This is a genomic window from Halobellus inordinatus, assembly GCF_024464655.1.
GTDB lineage: Archaea > Halobacteriota > Halobacteria > Halobacteriales > Haloferacaceae > Haloquadratum > Haloquadratum inordinatus.
On sequence record NZ_JANHAV010000004.1, the window covers coordinates 219,794 to 234,374 of the forward strand.

At 55.2% G+C, this 14,581-nt stretch carries 17 protein-coding genes; 9 read left to right on the forward strand and 8 right to left on the reverse strand.

Going from position 1 to position 14,581, the window contains the following annotated elements; all coding sequences use genetic code 11:
* Positions 1 to 10: 10 nt before the first annotated feature.
* Positions 11 to 595, reverse strand: a complete 585-nt coding sequence (locus NO347_RS09820) for a tripartite tricarboxylate transporter TctB family protein (RefSeq protein ID WP_256289427.1) — start codon at positions 593 to 595, stop codon at positions 11 to 13.
* A gap of 183 nt (positions 596 to 778) precedes the next feature.
* Here NO347_RS09820 and NO347_RS09825 point away from each other — a divergent pair, with 183 nt between their 5' ends.
* Entirely contained in the window at positions 779 to 1,924 is a 1,146-nt protein-coding gene (locus tag NO347_RS09825) for an amidohydrolase family protein (protein WP_256289428.1), read from the forward strand.
* A 42-nt stretch (positions 1,925 to 1,966) separates the two neighbouring features.
* Entirely contained in the window at positions 1,967 to 2,320 is a 354-nt protein-coding gene (locus tag NO347_RS09830) for a Rieske (2Fe-2S) protein (protein WP_121570734.1), read from the forward strand.
* A 155-nt stretch (positions 2,321 to 2,475) separates the two neighbouring features.
* Here the strand turns inward: NO347_RS09830 and NO347_RS09835 are convergent, their stop codons facing one another.
* Positions 2,476 to 3,918, reverse strand: a complete 1,443-nt coding sequence (locus tag NO347_RS09835; RefSeq protein ID WP_256289429.1) for an MATE family efflux transporter — start codon at positions 3,916 to 3,918, stop codon at positions 2,476 to 2,478.
* Positions 3,919 to 4,724: 806 nt separating this feature from the next.
* Between NO347_RS09835 and NO347_RS09840 the strand changes: the two genes are divergently transcribed.
* Entirely contained in the window at positions 4,725 to 5,153 is a 429-nt protein-coding gene (locus NO347_RS09840) for a universal stress protein (protein WP_121570743.1), read from the forward strand.
* A gap of 118 nt (positions 5,154 to 5,271) precedes the next feature.
* On the opposite strand, the gene NO347_RS09845 is transcribed toward NO347_RS09840, so the two are convergent.
* Positions 5,272 to 6,093 (reverse strand): IclR family transcriptional regulator, encoded by an 822-nt coding sequence (locus NO347_RS09845; protein ID WP_256289430.1) that lies wholly within the window; start codon positions 6,091 to 6,093, stop codon positions 5,272 to 5,274.
* 243 nt (positions 6,094 to 6,336) lie between these two features.
* Here NO347_RS09845 and NO347_RS09850 point away from each other — a divergent pair, with 243 nt between their 5' ends.
* Positions 6,337 to 6,888 carry a hypothetical protein gene (locus NO347_RS09850; RefSeq protein WP_256289431.1) on the forward strand — a complete coding sequence of 184 codons (552 nt, stop codon included), beginning with the start codon at positions 6,337 to 6,339 and terminating at the stop codon, positions 6,886 to 6,888.
* Between the two features lie 16 nt (positions 6,889 to 6,904).
* Here the strand turns inward: NO347_RS09850 and NO347_RS09855 are convergent, their stop codons facing one another.
* Complete coding sequence (locus NO347_RS09855; RefSeq protein WP_256289432.1) at positions 6,905 to 7,411, reverse strand: GbsR/MarR family transcriptional regulator; 507 nt, start codon at positions 7,409 to 7,411, stop codon at positions 6,905 to 6,907.
* A gap of 145 nt (positions 7,412 to 7,556) precedes the next feature.
* On the opposite strand from NO347_RS09855, the gene NO347_RS09860 reads away from it, so the two are divergent.
* Entirely contained in the window at positions 7,557 to 7,910 is a 354-nt protein-coding gene (locus tag NO347_RS09860; protein ID WP_256289433.1) for an ArsR/SmtB family transcription factor, read from the forward strand.
* Positions 7,911 to 7,984: 74 nt separating this feature from the next.
* The gene (locus tag NO347_RS09865; protein ID WP_256289434.1) at positions 7,985 to 8,452 is read left to right on the forward strand and encodes a hypothetical protein; all 468 of its coding nucleotides are present in this window, start codon (positions 7,985 to 7,987) and stop codon (positions 8,450 to 8,452) included.
* 47 nt (positions 8,453 to 8,499) lie between these two features.
* Here the strand turns inward: NO347_RS09865 and NO347_RS17470 are convergent, their stop codons facing one another.
* On the reverse strand, positions 8,500 to 8,928 hold the full coding sequence (locus NO347_RS17470; protein WP_484494528.1) for a DUF8108 domain-containing protein: 429 nt from the start codon (positions 8,926 to 8,928) through the stop codon (positions 8,500 to 8,502).
* 12 nt (positions 8,929 to 8,940) lie between these two features.
* A complete protein-coding gene (locus tag NO347_RS09870) occupies positions 8,941 to 9,849 on the reverse strand; it encodes a prohibitin family protein (protein ID WP_256289435.1) in 909 nt (302 codons plus the stop codon).
* Between the two features lie 142 nt (positions 9,850 to 9,991).
* Here NO347_RS09870 and NO347_RS09875 point away from each other — a divergent pair, with 142 nt between their 5' ends.
* The 3 genes from NO347_RS09875 (at position 9,992) to NO347_RS09880 (ending at position 12,898) form a co-directional block, all read left to right on the forward strand.
* On the forward strand, positions 9,992 to 11,344 hold the full coding sequence (locus NO347_RS09875; protein ID WP_256289436.1) for a hypothetical protein: 1,353 nt from the start codon (positions 9,992 to 9,994) through the stop codon (positions 11,342 to 11,344).
* 59 nt (positions 11,345 to 11,403) lie between these two features.
* Positions 11,404 to 11,559, forward strand: a complete 156-nt coding sequence (locus NO347_RS17385) for a DUF7563 family protein (protein WP_199723101.1) — start codon at positions 11,404 to 11,406, stop codon at positions 11,557 to 11,559.
* Positions 11,560 to 11,887: 328 nt separating this feature from the next.
* Positions 11,888 to 12,898, forward strand: coding sequence for an NADP-dependent oxidoreductase (locus tag NO347_RS09880; protein ID WP_256289437.1), 1,011 nt, complete (start codon positions 11,888 to 11,890; stop codon positions 12,896 to 12,898).
* Positions 12,899 to 12,949: 51 nt separating this feature from the next.
* Here NO347_RS09880 and NO347_RS09885 read toward each other — a convergent pair whose 3' ends face one another.
* Positions 12,950 to 13,231 carry a YgaP family membrane protein gene (locus tag NO347_RS09885; RefSeq protein WP_121570563.1) on the reverse strand — a complete coding sequence of 94 codons (282 nt, stop codon included), beginning with the start codon at positions 13,229 to 13,231 and terminating at the stop codon, positions 12,950 to 12,952.
* Positions 13,232 to 13,320: 89 nt separating this feature from the next.
* Complete coding sequence (locus tag NO347_RS09890; protein ID WP_256289438.1) at positions 13,321 to 14,265, reverse strand: hypothetical protein; 945 nt, start codon at positions 14,263 to 14,265, stop codon at positions 13,321 to 13,323.
* Positions 14,266 to 14,581: the final 316 nt, after the last annotated feature.

The following is a 14,581-nucleotide window of genomic DNA, read 5'->3' on the forward strand; positions in this document are numbered from 1 at the left end:
TAGCATCGGTTCAAGGGAGCGTATTCATAATCGAGTCCGGAAGAAGAGCCGGCTCGTACAGATTCACCGAAAGCAGTTGGACGAACAGGAGGTACACTATGCCGTAAGCGATGACTGTACTCCCCAATGCACGGATTAGGTCGCGCTCGTGAGAGTACACGAAGAGAAAGACGAAGACTACGAGAGCGATCTGAAATCCAATCGCCCATACGAGAACCAGTGCAGTTACTAGCCACAGGATGATCTCCGCTTCTCTTCGGTATTGAGTCATTGGGTCGATCGGATTGGGATCATCATCCATCAACCCGTCAGTCATATCCTGAAATACCCCACTGGACCCAAGCTGGATATGGTTAGTGAGAAGAAGGTCAAGACGGAGTATTATGAGGCCTAGTAACGGCCCTCCGACCAACAGGGGGAATAAACGTGGCTGAGACCCATAACCAAGGGCAGTGTATATAAGTAGCAGTGTGTATGTGAATAATAGGCCTATAAAAAGGGCCTCAAAATGATTGCTGTCCAAACGCCTAGCCTGTCGTAAGACCAGCGATTTCACCTCCGTGGCCGAGGACCCATTTTGACGCGTGTTCTCCATAACTGCATGAGACATACACGCATACATAAATCTATCGTGTAGAATAGACGCGGTCAGGTTAGAACATTACCAGCTAAATTTGCTTTTATCAGTATACTCTAATTTGTACAAAATTAGTCAGATATAATATATAACAGATATTCCGAAACACATATGTAGAGGCAGAGAAACCAGATAGACGCAATGTCGGTACGCAAGTTTGAGCCAAGTGAAAACACAGGCATTCCTGAAGAAGTCTATGATGAGTTTATCATAGACACAGACGTTCATCTGGATCTCCAGATGCTGGATGACCTCTACCCGTATATGGATGATCGAATCGTCGACAAACTGGATCGTCCACTCGGCGATTACCAGTTTAGCGCCATTGACTGGCTTCCGACCTGGGGTAATGAAGGCGGCGGAGTTGGCGTCGACTCGAATGGAGCCGCCAAAACCGGTGAAGACATCCTCGAGATGATGGAGCAGATCGGGATCGACGTTCCGCTCGTTACCCCTGGTATGAACAGTTTGCCGCAGGTGAACTACCCGCGGATGAAAGAGGAAGTGTGTCGTGCGTACAACGACTACCTCCTCGAGAAGGTTACCAGCGTCCACGAAAATATCCGCGGGCAGGCGATGATTCCGCTGTGGGACCCCGAGGCAACGGTCGAAGAACTTGAGCGGATCGGTGATGAGGATGACATCGCCGGTGCCTACGCCTGGTTTGGGAAATACTGGCGGCTAGGCAACCCTGAATACGACAAGGTTTACGAGAAGCTGCTGGAGCTCGATCTTCCCCTCACGTTGCACCTTGACGTGGCATCGTATCCAGATCCGTCAACGCCGAACGGAGGAGCAATTCGAACGTGGATCGAAGCCATCGGCTTTGCCCCGGCGATGCACGCGATGATGAACGCAGTCAATATGATCGTGACGGGCGTCTTCGATAAGTACCCGGAACTCAACGTCGTCTATCAGGAGGGAGGTTACCACTGGCTCCCATTCGTGGCATACCGAATTGACGAATTCTATCAGCACACACCTGAAGATATTCAGTTGGCGGAGCGGATGTACGACCAAGGCAAAAAGTACCTTGACCGGATGCCGAGCGAATATCTGTTCGACAACTTCTATTTCTCGACCCAGCCTGTCTGTCTTCCAGACAGCAACCGTCACTACGAATGGTTGCTCGAGATCGAACAGGCAGAGAATACTATGATCTTTGCGACTGACTGGCCCCACAGCACGAACGATCCGCCGACGTGGATTATCGACAACCCTGCGATCGACGAAGAACTGAAAGATAGCCTCTTCCGTGGAAACGCCCAGGAAGTCTTCCGTATCTGACCTGGATCTACCAGTTAGCACACAGCAATTCAATATACCACTATGACAAAGCACACCGTTGCATCTGTTGATGAGATTCCAGAGGGCGAAGTGATGGGCGTTGAGGTCGACGGCATAGAGATCGCTATCGTCAACATCGGCGGCGAGTTCTACGGCATTCAGAACGTCTGTTTACATAGGCGACAGCGCCTCCACACTGCGACACAAGAGCGGATCAATGAGGAGGACTGCATCACTGAAGGCCCCGGTGTCATTAACCAAGAAGAGTGCTGGATGACTTGTCCAGGTCACGACTGGAAGTTTGACCTCAAGACAGGAGAGAATCCTGCGACAGGCAAACGAATGCGGACCTTCGAGGTTTCTACCGAGGACAACGAGATCCAAGTAGAAATATAGTCCGGCTTCTCAGCTCTTTTTTCGCGTCGTCGTATGCCAGTTCTGATCTTCCAGACAGTGAGCCGTTCAGCCGCCATTAGAAAACCACATCACTAAGACGTTGAGGAGAGCCAAGTTCGCACTTGGGATAGGAGTGCGAAGTGAACAGCAGCCAACTATTCTACTGGCTGGTCCGTCTGCTGGCGATATGAATAGCCGGCAGTTTGCCACACACCGAGGCGGAATCGATACGATGTGATTGCGGCAGGGACGAATGTCTCTAACAGAAGCGCGAGATACAGCATAGATACGCCCAGCGGTGTGATTACTCCAATATATGCAACCGGCACAGAAACGAGGTACAGTCCGACGATGGTAGCGTAAAACAGCCAGTGGGTGTCGCCGGCCCCCCGCAATACTCCTGTGGCTGCTTTGTCGATCCCAAGGCCAATTGAGGCAATCGCTGCGATACGTATGAACAACGCCGTCACCTCAATCGAATTTGGATCATCGACGAACACGTTTGCGATTTGGCTCGACAACGAGATTACAACAACCGCGATCAAGACGAATGTGACGATGGTAAGGCGAAAGATACCAATTCCATACTGGGTTGCATCTCTGATTTCATTTGCCCCTAGGTGACGCCCGACGAGACTGCTCGCCGCCATCGAGAATCCCCAAGCAGGCGAATTAACCAATCCCCGGACCCGACGAGCAACCTCAAATGCAGCGACCACCGTGGATCCGTAGACCGCAGCGATAGCCAATAGAGGGAACACCACGATGGCTCTGGCTACTTCTTGGAACATAAGTGGTCCACTGACCCTGATGAGCGATCGAAGGAGGGAGAGATCGATACGGCCACCAGCGAACGATATTCTGATCGGGACTGGCTGGCGTATCGGGTATCTAAGCCCGAGAAGACCCCATAAGAAGACTATCGTTACTGTGACAGTGGCTACGAGAGTTCCGATCGCTGCACCAATAACGCCGAGCTCAAATCCAAAGATCAGGAACACATTCACGACGATATTGATAACTGCCCCTCCTGCTCTGATCACCATCGGGGTGAGCGTATCGCCAATAGCAGCAAATACTCGGCTTGCGACCTTGTTACAGTACTCAAAGAAAAGCGCAGGAGCCAAAATCGAAAGATAGGTCGATCCATACCCAATTGCTTCCGGTGACCCTCCCAGCAGTCCCACTAGCGTTGATGAATAGTATAGATATACCCCGGTCAACGGAAGAGAGATCACCGCAGCCAGTACGTAGCTCTGGCCGATCGTTCGGTTGGCTAACTCGATATTGTCAGCGCCAAAGTATTGGGAAACGAGACTTATTGCCCCTCCTGAAAGACCCAGAGACACCCGGTTCCCGATCTGCCAGTAGGCGTACGCGAATGCGAGGCCTGCAATTGCAGGCGGACCAAGCACCGTACCGACCATCGCCAAGTCAGCCGTCTGCTGAGACATACGCGCGATTCCAGTGACGATTCGTGGCCACGACAGATTGAGGGTTGACTGAAGTCGAGACCGCTCAACAATATTGGCGTGCTCAAGAGCTTTTGCAAATTGTGTACCGATCGTCTGAAGGACGGTCCATAAACGGGACCTCATTTCTCCACACCTATTGAGGAGAAACGTCGCATCATTGGAAATTCATACGTCCGGGCTATCGGCCCCCGTAAACGATCAGGAGAAGATAGAGTTCTGCTAGTGGAACGGATCCCCCAGTTAATTACGCTGAAGAGATCGCGTTCAATTCTTTTGCGATTGGAGAGCGGTACTCGTGAACAGATCATAGAATACAGTTTAGAGGAAGGGAATTAAGTTTTGACATCGCAGCAACCAGAATCGCTAACCGTGAAAATAGACGCTCAGATCTGAGTGACCTCGAATAGTGCAGTCCACTTCCTATCGTAAGTACGTGACCGGACTGAGATTGGGCTCTAAAACGAAAGTTAGGCGGAAGGTGTTTGATATTGGCAAAAGTTATTGGTCGTTGATTTTGCTTTCGCCGGGCAACATCCGGCATCCACATTTATTCTATTACAATTGTAGTTTTGTAATGTCTTATGTCATTGCTTGAGACAGTACCTAGTGTTTGTTATTGGCAAACCAGTTGCTGGCCTACTGGGCGACCTGAGCGATTAATTTCGACATTACTCCTGATACACTTCGGGTAGTTCCGCCGAGCGTGCGCAAGAAAGTCCGCATTTTGCCGGAAACAACCGGTTAGTCACTAGATATACTGACTGACACTTCTCAAGAACACCCCTTCAATCACAGCGTCCGGTTAACTATCTGGGTACCAAACTGATCGTGGTCGCCCCGGAGCCTGTCGGCCCTTCGTTTTATTCGATTTATTTGCGGTCTATGACGCAACGAGAATACTTATGATGATTAGTTCTGATTATTGGGGTATGGTTATTCTTGTGGCAGTAGATCGGTCTGACCGAGCAAAGCACGTTGTCGAAGAGGCCGCTGAGTTGGCACAGGCGTTTGAGGAGCCACTCCAGATAATACATATTATGACCCGTCGCGAGTTTCTCGATATCGAAACAACAAGTGTAAAGAAGGACAATTCACCAGTTAGTCTGGACAAGATTCGAGCCGAGGCAGCAAGGCACGCCGAGAATGCCGCGTCAGACATTACTTGTTCATATGAAACAATTGGACGCGTTGGTGATGTCTCTGCAGAGGTAACCCGCTATGCGGAGGAACAAGGAGTTCGGTATATCGTAGTCGGGGGCCGAAAACGTTCGCCTGCCGGAAAGGCTGTGTTTGGCAGCAAAACACAGTCGATTCTACTGGAAGCTGACCGCCCCGTGGTCGCAATTATGGGTGAGTAACAAGGGAGTGCTAGCTGAGTCAGGAGATCAAAGAGTAATATTTCAATAAGTGATGACGAATATCTTCATCATATCTATGTTACCCGTTGATTGAGAGGGCGTTACAAGAGCGTTCAGATTACCGATATGCGAGGTTGAATTCGATGTCATCGGCTACTGATCTGACTAACGGAGCAAGTTCGTTTTTGCAGTATTCCTTCGTTAGCCGGGTCGCTGACCCGGCGACTGAGATACCGGCAGCGACCTCGGAGTTCTGATCGAAAATCGGAGTTCCCACAGCGTGTATTCCGCTCAGATCTTCGCCGAAATTTGTTGAAAAGCCTCTCTCTTGGATCTCTTTGAGCTCTTGACGCAGTTTGTTGCGCTCTGTGATGGTGTTCTCTGTCAACGGTTCCAACTCAGACCTGTCAATAATAGTATTACGTCGGTCTGCAGGTAAATTTGCTAAAATTGCCTTTCCTGCCGAGTTTGCGTGAAGGGGTTTCCATGTGCCGATGATAGATTCTCGGTCTATAGATCGACCAGCAATGTAACCATCGATGAACATTCCCATTCCATTTTGCTCAACCATACACCAGGCTGTTTCCCCAGTCTCATCTGCGAGACGGGCCAAATCCTCTTTTGCTACGCGGTAGACAGGCGACTGTTCTCGAGTATCAACTGCGACTGCAAAGAATTCAAGTCCCAACTCGTACTTATCATTTTTCTTGACTACATAGTCATAGTCTCTGAGAGTTGATACATAATGGTGAGCATTTGCTTTCGAGATATTGAGAATGTCACTCAGTTCGGTAACGCCTAACCGTCCATATTCACGAAATGCCTCAATAATAGAAAATAGCCTTTCTGCCGACTTGATACGGCGATTTCCCATACAAACAAGATGGAGCCCTGGGTATTCAATATTCTGAAAAGAAACAGACATATTTCTTGAATCCATATATATATATATATATATATATATATATATATATAACGATTTATGCGGCTATATAAAAATTGTTATAAAATAATAATTATTGGGTTTGGTCGGGGGGAGATTTCTTACTAACCCTCGGTAGTGCACGGTTGACTGTGCAGAAATCCCTCACATCTGTCTTGTTACGGGTGTCGGCACTAAGCGGAGGCATATGACGGCCTACTTACACGGACTTTATTTCTACGCAGTCTCGTATTTCACACAATGGCCACCTACGAGGCATTTGATGAGAATGTCGAAGTCAACGGGAAGACGGTACTGACTGTTATTGAAGAAGCGATGGGGAAGTTCTCAGCGCACTATCGGCAACACGCAATCAACGCGCTTGCCGAAGAAGGAATCACTGACCCGACTCCTGATGAATGGTATCCGCAGCAGGCGTGGCTGAACGCCTTCGAGACCATCGCGACAGACCTGGAACCGCACATATTGGATCGACTTGGAGCACAAATCCCGGAGGTGGCCGATTGGCCCACTGCTATCGAGACGATTTCGGAAGGCCTTCGCTCGATCGACGACGCATATCAGCAGAATCACCGTGGCGGCGACATTGGATACTACCAGTTCGCCCGAACCGACGATCAATCAGGTGAGGTCGTCTGTTATAATCCGTACCCGTGCCCGTTCGACCGCGGACTCATCCGCGGTGTCGCCCAACAGTATGCGACTGTCGATGAGTTCGTCTTTATCGAAGAGACGGGTGACGCTTGCCGCCGAGAAGGAGCCGATGCGTGCACCTACACCGTCCACTGGTGAGAGCTGCGTGATCTCTTTACTCGTAGGCTTCGAGTGCTTCACGGAGTTCTGACACCGATAACCCAGATGTGAGCGCGACGATTTCTTGCAGATCTTCGTAAGTGTCACGGAGGTCTTGAATGCGTTCTGCCTCGTGGCTTCTCCCCTCGGCTGGAAGTTGCCCTTCAGCCCGTTGCAGCGTGCGGAGTGACGCCTGGATCTCCCGATCGATGTACTGCTGGAAGACATCCTGAATGATAAACCAGACCTCGCGCTCGGCCTCGAAGCGAACACGCCGACCGCCTCCATCTGACGACCGGCGATGAATGAGGCCGAGCCGGCTCAACTTGCGAGTCACGTTACTGACCGTGGATTTGGCATAGCCGGTCGCTTCAACGAGAGTCGGGATCGAGAGCGGCTCTTCAGCGAAATATAAAACGCCGTAGATGCGGCCGGCGCTTCGGCTCAGCCCGTATACTTCCGCAGATTGTTCCATCGACTCGATAACGCGTTCACGCGCTTGGGCGACGTCCTCGCTACTCATAGATCAATAGTGGCTCCGGTACGCTGCTGGATACGCCGGGAAGACATATCTCGCTATTGTAGTTCGTTAGTGTTAAGTTGTTTGATTCGTTTGTTCGAGATGAACCGAACAAAGTGAACGAGTAAGCCGATACACACCATCCACTATGTCAAGCGCCTTTCCACGGCAATCGTCAGTTGATCACGTCCCCGACAAGCGGACTGATGTCGTGGTTCCAGACGGGGAGTCAGTAGAGATACTCCAAGCCATATCCTCAGAAACTGCTCAAACAATCATCTGCCGCCTCGAAACGGAGCCACTAACCGCATCAGATGTCGCTGAAGCGGTGGATACATCCATCCAAAATGTTAGGTATCACCTCTCCCGGCTTTCGGAGGCTGGATTGGTCGAAGGAGTTGATACGTGGTACTCTGAAAAGGGCAGAGAGATGACTGTCTACGCCCTCACGACTGAGGAACTCGTCGTGCAGTTCGGGAGCCGTGACGTAAGGAGTCGTTGACCTGGCCGATCTGTGGCGCGTAGTTTTCCACCCGGGCATACCAACTTTTCATCGAACGAGAGATACGACTAGCCATGGATAGTGAGCCCCTTGTATCAAGCGGACGCCCCGCAAGAAGATGGGCGCTCTGCGCAGGCGGCTATATGTTCATCTGTGCTACAGTGGTGGGTATCGTCCTTTCCGACATACTTTCGCTATTCGCAGAAGTGATTAGCCTCTCGACAGCGTACTGGCCGATCATCGTAGCAAGCCCAGCGTTCGTGATCGGAGCAGTCATCTGGTGGGTGATCGTCGAACGGCGAGCGCTGTACACGTATTTCCCCGGGGCCCTCTTCGGCCTCACCACGGCGTTGGTCACGGGGATTCTGTGGACGACTCAATTTATTCGGGTCTGGGGCTTCGAGATGGTACTGGTGCCTGAAGTCGCATTACTCATCGCGATTGTCCTCGGGGCTGCTGCCATCACTGGAGTATTCACGTCGGTTCCGCTGATGTACGCGCGGCGTCGATTCACACAAAACAGACGGTCGGAGACGCAGTGACTGTTGCTCGCAGTCTGCGGCTCTGAACTGAGAGCCAGTTGACCATATCACCGACTGCGTTCAAGTTCACGATCGATAGCGTCCAGCTCTTGGTCTTCGATGGCCGCAAGCGGGTCAGCGCACACTTCACAGAGGACAGTCTGTGTCGTCGACAGGCGAACAAGTGGGACACCAAGGAATACGAGTTCCTTATGGGTGGTGCGGCGTTCTCCCGGACCCTTCCGATCGGTGCAGGACTCACAGGGGCCCCGTTCGGAGAGCTGCACCGCTGTGGACTCGGTTCGTTCGAACACGCCCGATGCGATCCGCGGATAGGGTGATGGCGACCCAGTCAAAATCTGAACTGCTACGTAACCGAGTCCGAGAAGCAACGCGAGTGCCAGTGGCAGCAAGAGGAAGCCCGATACGCGAGCCATTGCTACGAGCAGCACGAATGCGACGCCAACAACCGTTGCGAATTTGATGTACCGTCGCATCTGGAGATCCAGTTAGCGTGTGCTCTCGTTTGTGGACGTGGCGTCATCGGTCACATCACGCGTGAGGGCAACGCCACCCTCCGCTGGGACATAGATGGTGTTGTCGTTCTCTCGCAGCGCCTCAATGTAACGCAGATCGAGGACCTCGGGGTTCTGCCGGAGGGCCTTACCCTTGATTCGAATCTGTTCGGCCTCGGCCTCAGCTTCGATCACCTGGCGTTGTTTGTTCTTCTCGGCGACTTGGATCTCGTACTCCGCCTCCTCAATCTTCTGTTGTTTGACCTTCTTCTGTTCGATAGACTTGGCGTACTCACTCGGAAGCCGGACGTTTCGGATCTGGACGCTCTCGATTACGATACCGCTTCCATCAGTTTCCGTCTTGAGCGCCTTTTCAACGGCGAGCTTCAGGCGAGTCTGTCCCTCGCCAGTATAGATGTCCGTGACGTCGATATTGCCACCTTCCGTCCGCAGGACCGAGCGAACGGTGGGGCGGATGAGGCGTGTCTCTGCGGTCGGGAGATCGCGGTACTCCTCGTGGAACCGGGGGGCGTCACGGGGGGTGACGCGGTAGCGGACAGTCACGTCGACATCGACGTGCAGGCCGTCTTGTGTGAGAACGCGCACCGAGTCGTCCTGATTCGCATTGTCTCCCTCGCCGCTCTGGGAACTCATCGTGTACGTCTGCGGTCGTGTTGGAATACTAACTGTCCCTTCGATAATGGGAGTGATGAAGTGCCAGCCAGGTTCGAGGATGTTGCCCGTAACCGAACCCTGGTTCTTGACGACCTTTACGTTCCCTTCGTTGACGCCTTCGAACGCCATCACTCCGCCGACGGCCGAGACGAGAAGAATCACAACGAGACCGATCACCGTGGCGGAGGTAGCGAATCCGCCGGTGTCGATTGGAGGGTCACCGCTCATATGTCACTTGTAGATGAGTATCTATTGTATATAATGCTGGCCACTTACAGATAACATTTGAGAGCGGATCAAACCAAGACCACACCCGCTGTATGGCCCCCGAGGACAGCGTATATATTTCTCGCTCCTCAATCACGGGAAGATGCCCTCCAGACGCGACTTCCTCCTCGGTGTTGGCGGCGTGGCCGGTTCGGTCCCCCTCGCCAACACGACCACTGCTTCAGCCGCCGCGACCACCGCTCCAACACGTACCTGGACGCGCACCTACGCCCCAGCAACGGCCGTCACGAATGAGGGGCGTGCGCTCGTTCGTGACATCGTCCCGATGACAAACGGCGTCGCACTCGTCGGCCTCGCTGGTGGTTCTGACCACTATCACGGCTGGATTGGACGCGTGGACGCAGCGGGCCGTTCACGCTGGCATCACCTCGATGAGACGGGACAGAGTAGACTCCTCGCGGGGACTCCATCGAGAGACGACGCCGATGGAATCGTTGCCGCCGGCGGTACCAACCTCACAGCGAGTCACCTAGCACCCAGACACGCTGATCCGTACGCTCTTCGCGTCGGAGCAGACGGCGACGTCACGTGGACACACACCTATCAGCCAAGTGCAGCAGATGGACGAGCGACCGCAATAGCAAACGTGACTGATGGATACGTCGTCGCCGGCAACGAGACTGTCGGGAACGGCGAGCGACTGTGGGCAGCCCACCTGGACTCTCACGGCACTCGTAGCTGGACGTGGCACAGCGAGCGCGCGGGCAGCGTCAACGCGATAACTAGCGTCCCGGGGGGTATCATCATTGCTGGCTCGACCGGGCCAGTAGGCGCCGATTCGCCTGCCCCCAGTGGTCGACAGGAGGTTGCCTGGATCGGCAAACTCACCAACAGCGGGAGCCTCACTTGGCAGTGGCACGTCGACCACAACGCGGGAGACCGCATCGAAGACCTAGCGCCCGCCCCGAACGGAGGCGTGGTCGCCGTCGGGCGCCGTGGCTTCAGTGCTGACGATCGGGGTGTCGGTTGGCTGGTCGCGCTCGATAGCGACGGACAGAAACGCTGGGAGCAGACCTACCCACAGGACGGATGGAACTGGCACCACGGCATTGCGTCGGTCGAAACCGGGTACGTTCTCGTGGGGACGCGGGCGGCGGAGCCAGACACGGATGCCGACGCTCGCGGTGCGTGGCTACTTCGCGTGGATGCCGAGGGACAGGTCGTCTGGGAGTACCAGGCCGAGCCCGGGACCGGGGGGTTCGCTGTTCAGCCCCTCGGAGACGGTGGCCTGCTCGTCGGTGGCGCAGCGTCTACCGATGGACACGCGGGTGAAGTAGCCTGGTTGGCGAAGGTCGGCGGTGATCCTACATCAGGAACGACAGCAGAGGACGTCCTTTCTCTACCCACACTCCCAGACTGGACGACGCCGTTGGTCGCCGGCACTGTTATCGGTGCGCTCGGGGCACGTGCTGTGGCGTCCTGGCGGCAGTCGTAGGGGTTTTTCAGCCACTTCTGGGCAGAAAGCCTATACTAGACGCATCAAGAACACGAGATATGCCAACCTGCAACAACTGTGATGGGTTCGTCACACAGCGCTACGTGAACGTGTTCGCCCCCGGAGACGCGGAGACGGTTCGTGTCTGCCCAAACTGTGAAGATCTCGTCCGAGATGGCAACGGTGTACGGGAAGCACGAAGCAAGCGGAAGTGAATGGTTCGAGAAATATTCAGGTATGCCATCGAACGGTAGGTGAAAGAGGACATTGTCGAATTCACCCCGTCTATAGAGTGGCCTGGGCAAGTTCCGAGCTCGGAAGGAGTAGGATTATCAAAAGCAGTGGTGTCGGGATGCAAGCCCGGCAATATACCGAGCAACCAGGTAGTGGGGCTCGGATCTGTCCCTTTCGGGACATTCTCCAGGCTGGTTTCCATACGGGTATCATTTTCTGTTTCACTCGACGTGATGTCAACTCCTCGAATTAAGCAGATGTGCCTACCGCCTTCCGAAGTCTCTTTGATGCAACGAGTCAATCAGAGGTGTGGCAAATTCAAACCGCAGTTGGTACTTCGCAGAGCGACCAGCAGGTGAACCAGACGCGGACTGCTTCGAGCTCAGAGAGGAAAACGTCCCAGAGCCGGGCGACGGTGAACTGCTCGTCCGTGTCGAGTATCTCTCTGTCGACCCGTATATGCGCGGCCGAATGCGCGACAGCGAATCGTACGCGGAGCCGTGGGACGTCGGAGACGTCCTCAAAGGCGGTGTCGTCGGCGAAGTCGTCGAAAGCAACAGTGCACAGTTCGACGAAGGCGACTTCGTGACCGGTGAGGGCACGTGGGCAGACTACAGCGTGCTCGATACGGGTGACGTCGCCCCCGTCGACCCCGAGGTCGCTGACCTGCCGGCCTATCTCGGCGTCCTCGGAATGCCGGGTCGGACGGCGTACTTCGGGTTGCTCGACGTCGGCGAGCCCAAGCCCGGCGATACCGTCGTCGTCTCGGGGGCAGCCGGCGCAGTTGGATCGGTTGTCGGACAAATCGCGAAGCTGAACGGCTGCCGCGTCGTCGGATTCGCCGGGTCCGACGAGAAGACGCGCTGGCTCACAGACGATCTCGGGTTCGACGCCGCGATCAACTACAAAGAGACCGACGATTACGGAGCCGCGCTGGAGGACGCCGCACCAGAAGGCGTCGACGTCTACTTCGACAACGTCGGTGGCCCGATCACGGACGCCGTGTTCACGAAACTGAACCTCGACGCTCGCGTGGCCGTCTGCGGACAGATCGCGCACTACAACGACGAGAGTGTCCCGACAGGACCGCGAAAGCTGCCCCTGCTCATCGCACCGCGCGCGAAAGTCCAGGGCCTGCTCGTCGGCGATTACGCGACTCGATTCGGGGAAGCGACCGAACAGCTCGCAGCGTGGGTGGCGAGCGGGGAAATCGACCATCGTGAATCAGTCGTTGAGGGCTTAGAGAACGCACCGGATGCGTTCCTCGGGCTGTTCTCTGGCGACAACATCGGGAAGCAGGTCGTCCGAGTGGCTGAGTGAGCTCCCCACGGCGAAAAATTGGACGTCCTGGTGTGAGTCGAAGTCGTGGCCTCAGATCGACTTCCGCGACTCAATAGGCTCGTCGGTGTCAGTCGAGCGTTCGGGTCGATAGGTGTTGAGCCCGAGCACGCGGTTGAGGACGCACTGTTGGGTGGCTCCGGTGATGATGAACACGAGGCTGAGTACACCGAACAGCGCGGCGACAACTCCCGTTGAGAGCGGACCGAACCCTAAGCTGAGATACCCAGCAAGGGCAGCCAGCGAGATGATACCAAGGACTGGCCCGAGGACGAGGCGAGCGGTGCGATCGTAACCGCCGACATTCTTTTCCATATTGATCACCTCATATTGGCGCTCTGAGGAGATAAGCGTATCTGGCCGTCCCGAACCCTGCAGGGAGTCCGTAGCAAGCGCAACCGAAATCAGTAGGTCATCAAATCGAAGAGCAGCGCCTTCGCGCGCGATTCCAGACTTCGGTCGACAGGCCCAATCGGTCGGCGAGCGGTTGCATCTCCGTACTGGTCGAACTCGGTCTCGATGCGATACGTCAGCGACTTCTCGACCGCACCCTCCCAGAGGTCGACGACGAGGGCTCGGTTGTCGACGATACGCTGGAGCCGCCCCGTCTCCCTGTTCAGCGTCACTTCGATCCAGCAGTCACCGAATTCTGAAATGGGCGCGAACGGGAGCGGAACGACCTGTGCGTACGCGTCCGGTCCGGAAACGCGGTACGTGACCGTTCCATCTCTCTCCGCAGTTTTCGTCCAGTCAGTCCGGTGCGGGCGGACGAAATCGCCGCGGATCGCTCTGGCAGCGTTATCGTCGTCGGCGACGACGTCGGTTCCGCTGTCGCCTTTCGAGATGCGCACCCGCCCGTCTTCCGGCGTCGGCGCATCGAAGTCATACAGCATCGTCCCGTCGGTCACGTACAGCACGTTAGTCAACGGGAGGTCGTAGCTGTCGCTGTAGACCCGGTTGTAGTGAAACAGCGCCCACAGTAGCTGGTGCGGCGTGACGAACTCCCTGTCCGCCTCGTCCGCGATGCTGTCATTCCGGGTCAACGGGGCTGCAAACGTCGTCAAGGTGTGGAGGTGCCGTCGTCGGGAGTGTTCGTGCCACTGTCTGCGCACGTCGAGATCGTACGGTGCCTCGCTGGTCCAGTCCTCCAGCACTCGCACCCTCGTGGTGGCCCGGTGATCGACGGCGTGGCGGTGTCGAGCCGCCGCAACGATGCGCTCGCGCGGCGCATCACCTGTTGGGAGCGCCGGGTCGTAGGGACGAACGTCAGCGACTCGAAGACTGCCGTAGCCCGTAGCTGCGCCGAGGATCGCCGTACCTGCACCGGCGAGCAACGTACGGCGGTTCATTCGCTCGCCTCCGGTGTGGTTGTCCCCGGTCGCCAGACGGCGACCGCTCTCGAGGTATTCCGTTCGGGCGCGACCCAGACCATGCGGGTCATCGCTGGTTCAGGAATCTCGTGAGTCAGTGTCGCTCCCGGCGCAAGCGGGAACGCCGCAGCCGAGTCCGTGCTATCGCGATCGACCCACACGGTCTCGGTGTCGTCAGCGTCGGGGGTGACGACAGACAAGCGACTCGTGTTCTCGGCCGTGACACGGTTGCCGCGGTCAAACGTCACGGTCAGTGCTGACTGATCGGGATTCCAGTCGAACGAAACGAAGACAT

Coding starts and splice junctions, on each gene's coding strand:
- NO347_RS09820 (WP_256289427.1), bottom strand. CDS start 595: ATGGAGAACACGCGTCAAAATGGGTCCTCGGCCACGGAGGTGAAATCG.
- NO347_RS09825 (WP_256289428.1), top strand. CDS start 779: ATGTCGGTACGCAAGTTTGAGCCAAGTGAAAACACAGGCATTCCTGAA.
- NO347_RS09830 (WP_121570734.1), top strand. CDS start 1,967: ATGACAAAGCACACCGTTGCATCTGTTGATGAGATTCCAGAGGGCGAA.
- NO347_RS09835 (WP_256289429.1), bottom strand. CDS start 3,918: ATGAGGTCCCGTTTATGGACCGTCCTTCAGACGATCGGTACACAATTT.
- NO347_RS09840 (WP_121570743.1), top strand. CDS start 4,725: ATGGTTATTCTTGTGGCAGTAGATCGGTCTGACCGAGCAAAGCACGTT.
- NO347_RS09845 (WP_256289430.1), bottom strand. CDS start 6,093: ATGGATTCAAGAAATATGTCTGTTTCTTTTCAGAATATTGAATACCCA.
- NO347_RS09850 (WP_256289431.1), top strand. CDS start 6,337: ATGGCCACCTACGAGGCATTTGATGAGAATGTCGAAGTCAACGGGAAG.
- NO347_RS09855 (WP_256289432.1), bottom strand. CDS start 7,411: ATGAGTAGCGAGGACGTCGCCCAAGCGCGTGAACGCGTTATCGAGTCG.
- NO347_RS09860 (WP_256289433.1), top strand. CDS start 7,557: ATGTCAAGCGCCTTTCCACGGCAATCGTCAGTTGATCACGTCCCCGAC.
- NO347_RS09865 (WP_256289434.1), top strand. CDS start 7,985: ATGGATAGTGAGCCCCTTGTATCAAGCGGACGCCCCGCAAGAAGATGG.
- NO347_RS17470 (WP_484494528.1), bottom strand. CDS start 8,928: ATGCGACGGTACATCAAATTCGCAACGGTTGTTGGCGTCGCATTCGTG.
- NO347_RS09870 (WP_256289435.1), bottom strand. CDS start 9,849: ATGAGCGGTGACCCTCCAATCGACACCGGCGGATTCGCTACCTCCGCC.
- NO347_RS09875 (WP_256289436.1), top strand. CDS start 9,992: ATGCCCTCCAGACGCGACTTCCTCCTCGGTGTTGGCGGCGTGGCCGGT.
- NO347_RS17385 (WP_199723101.1), top strand. CDS start 11,404: ATGCCAACCTGCAACAACTGTGATGGGTTCGTCACACAGCGCTACGTG.
- NO347_RS09885 (WP_121570563.1), bottom strand. CDS start 13,231: ATGGAAAAGAATGTCGGCGGTTACGATCGCACCGCTCGCCTCGTCCTC.
- NO347_RS09890 (WP_256289438.1), bottom strand. CDS start 14,265: ATGAACCGCCGTACGTTGCTCGCCGGTGCAGGTACGGCGATCCTCGGC.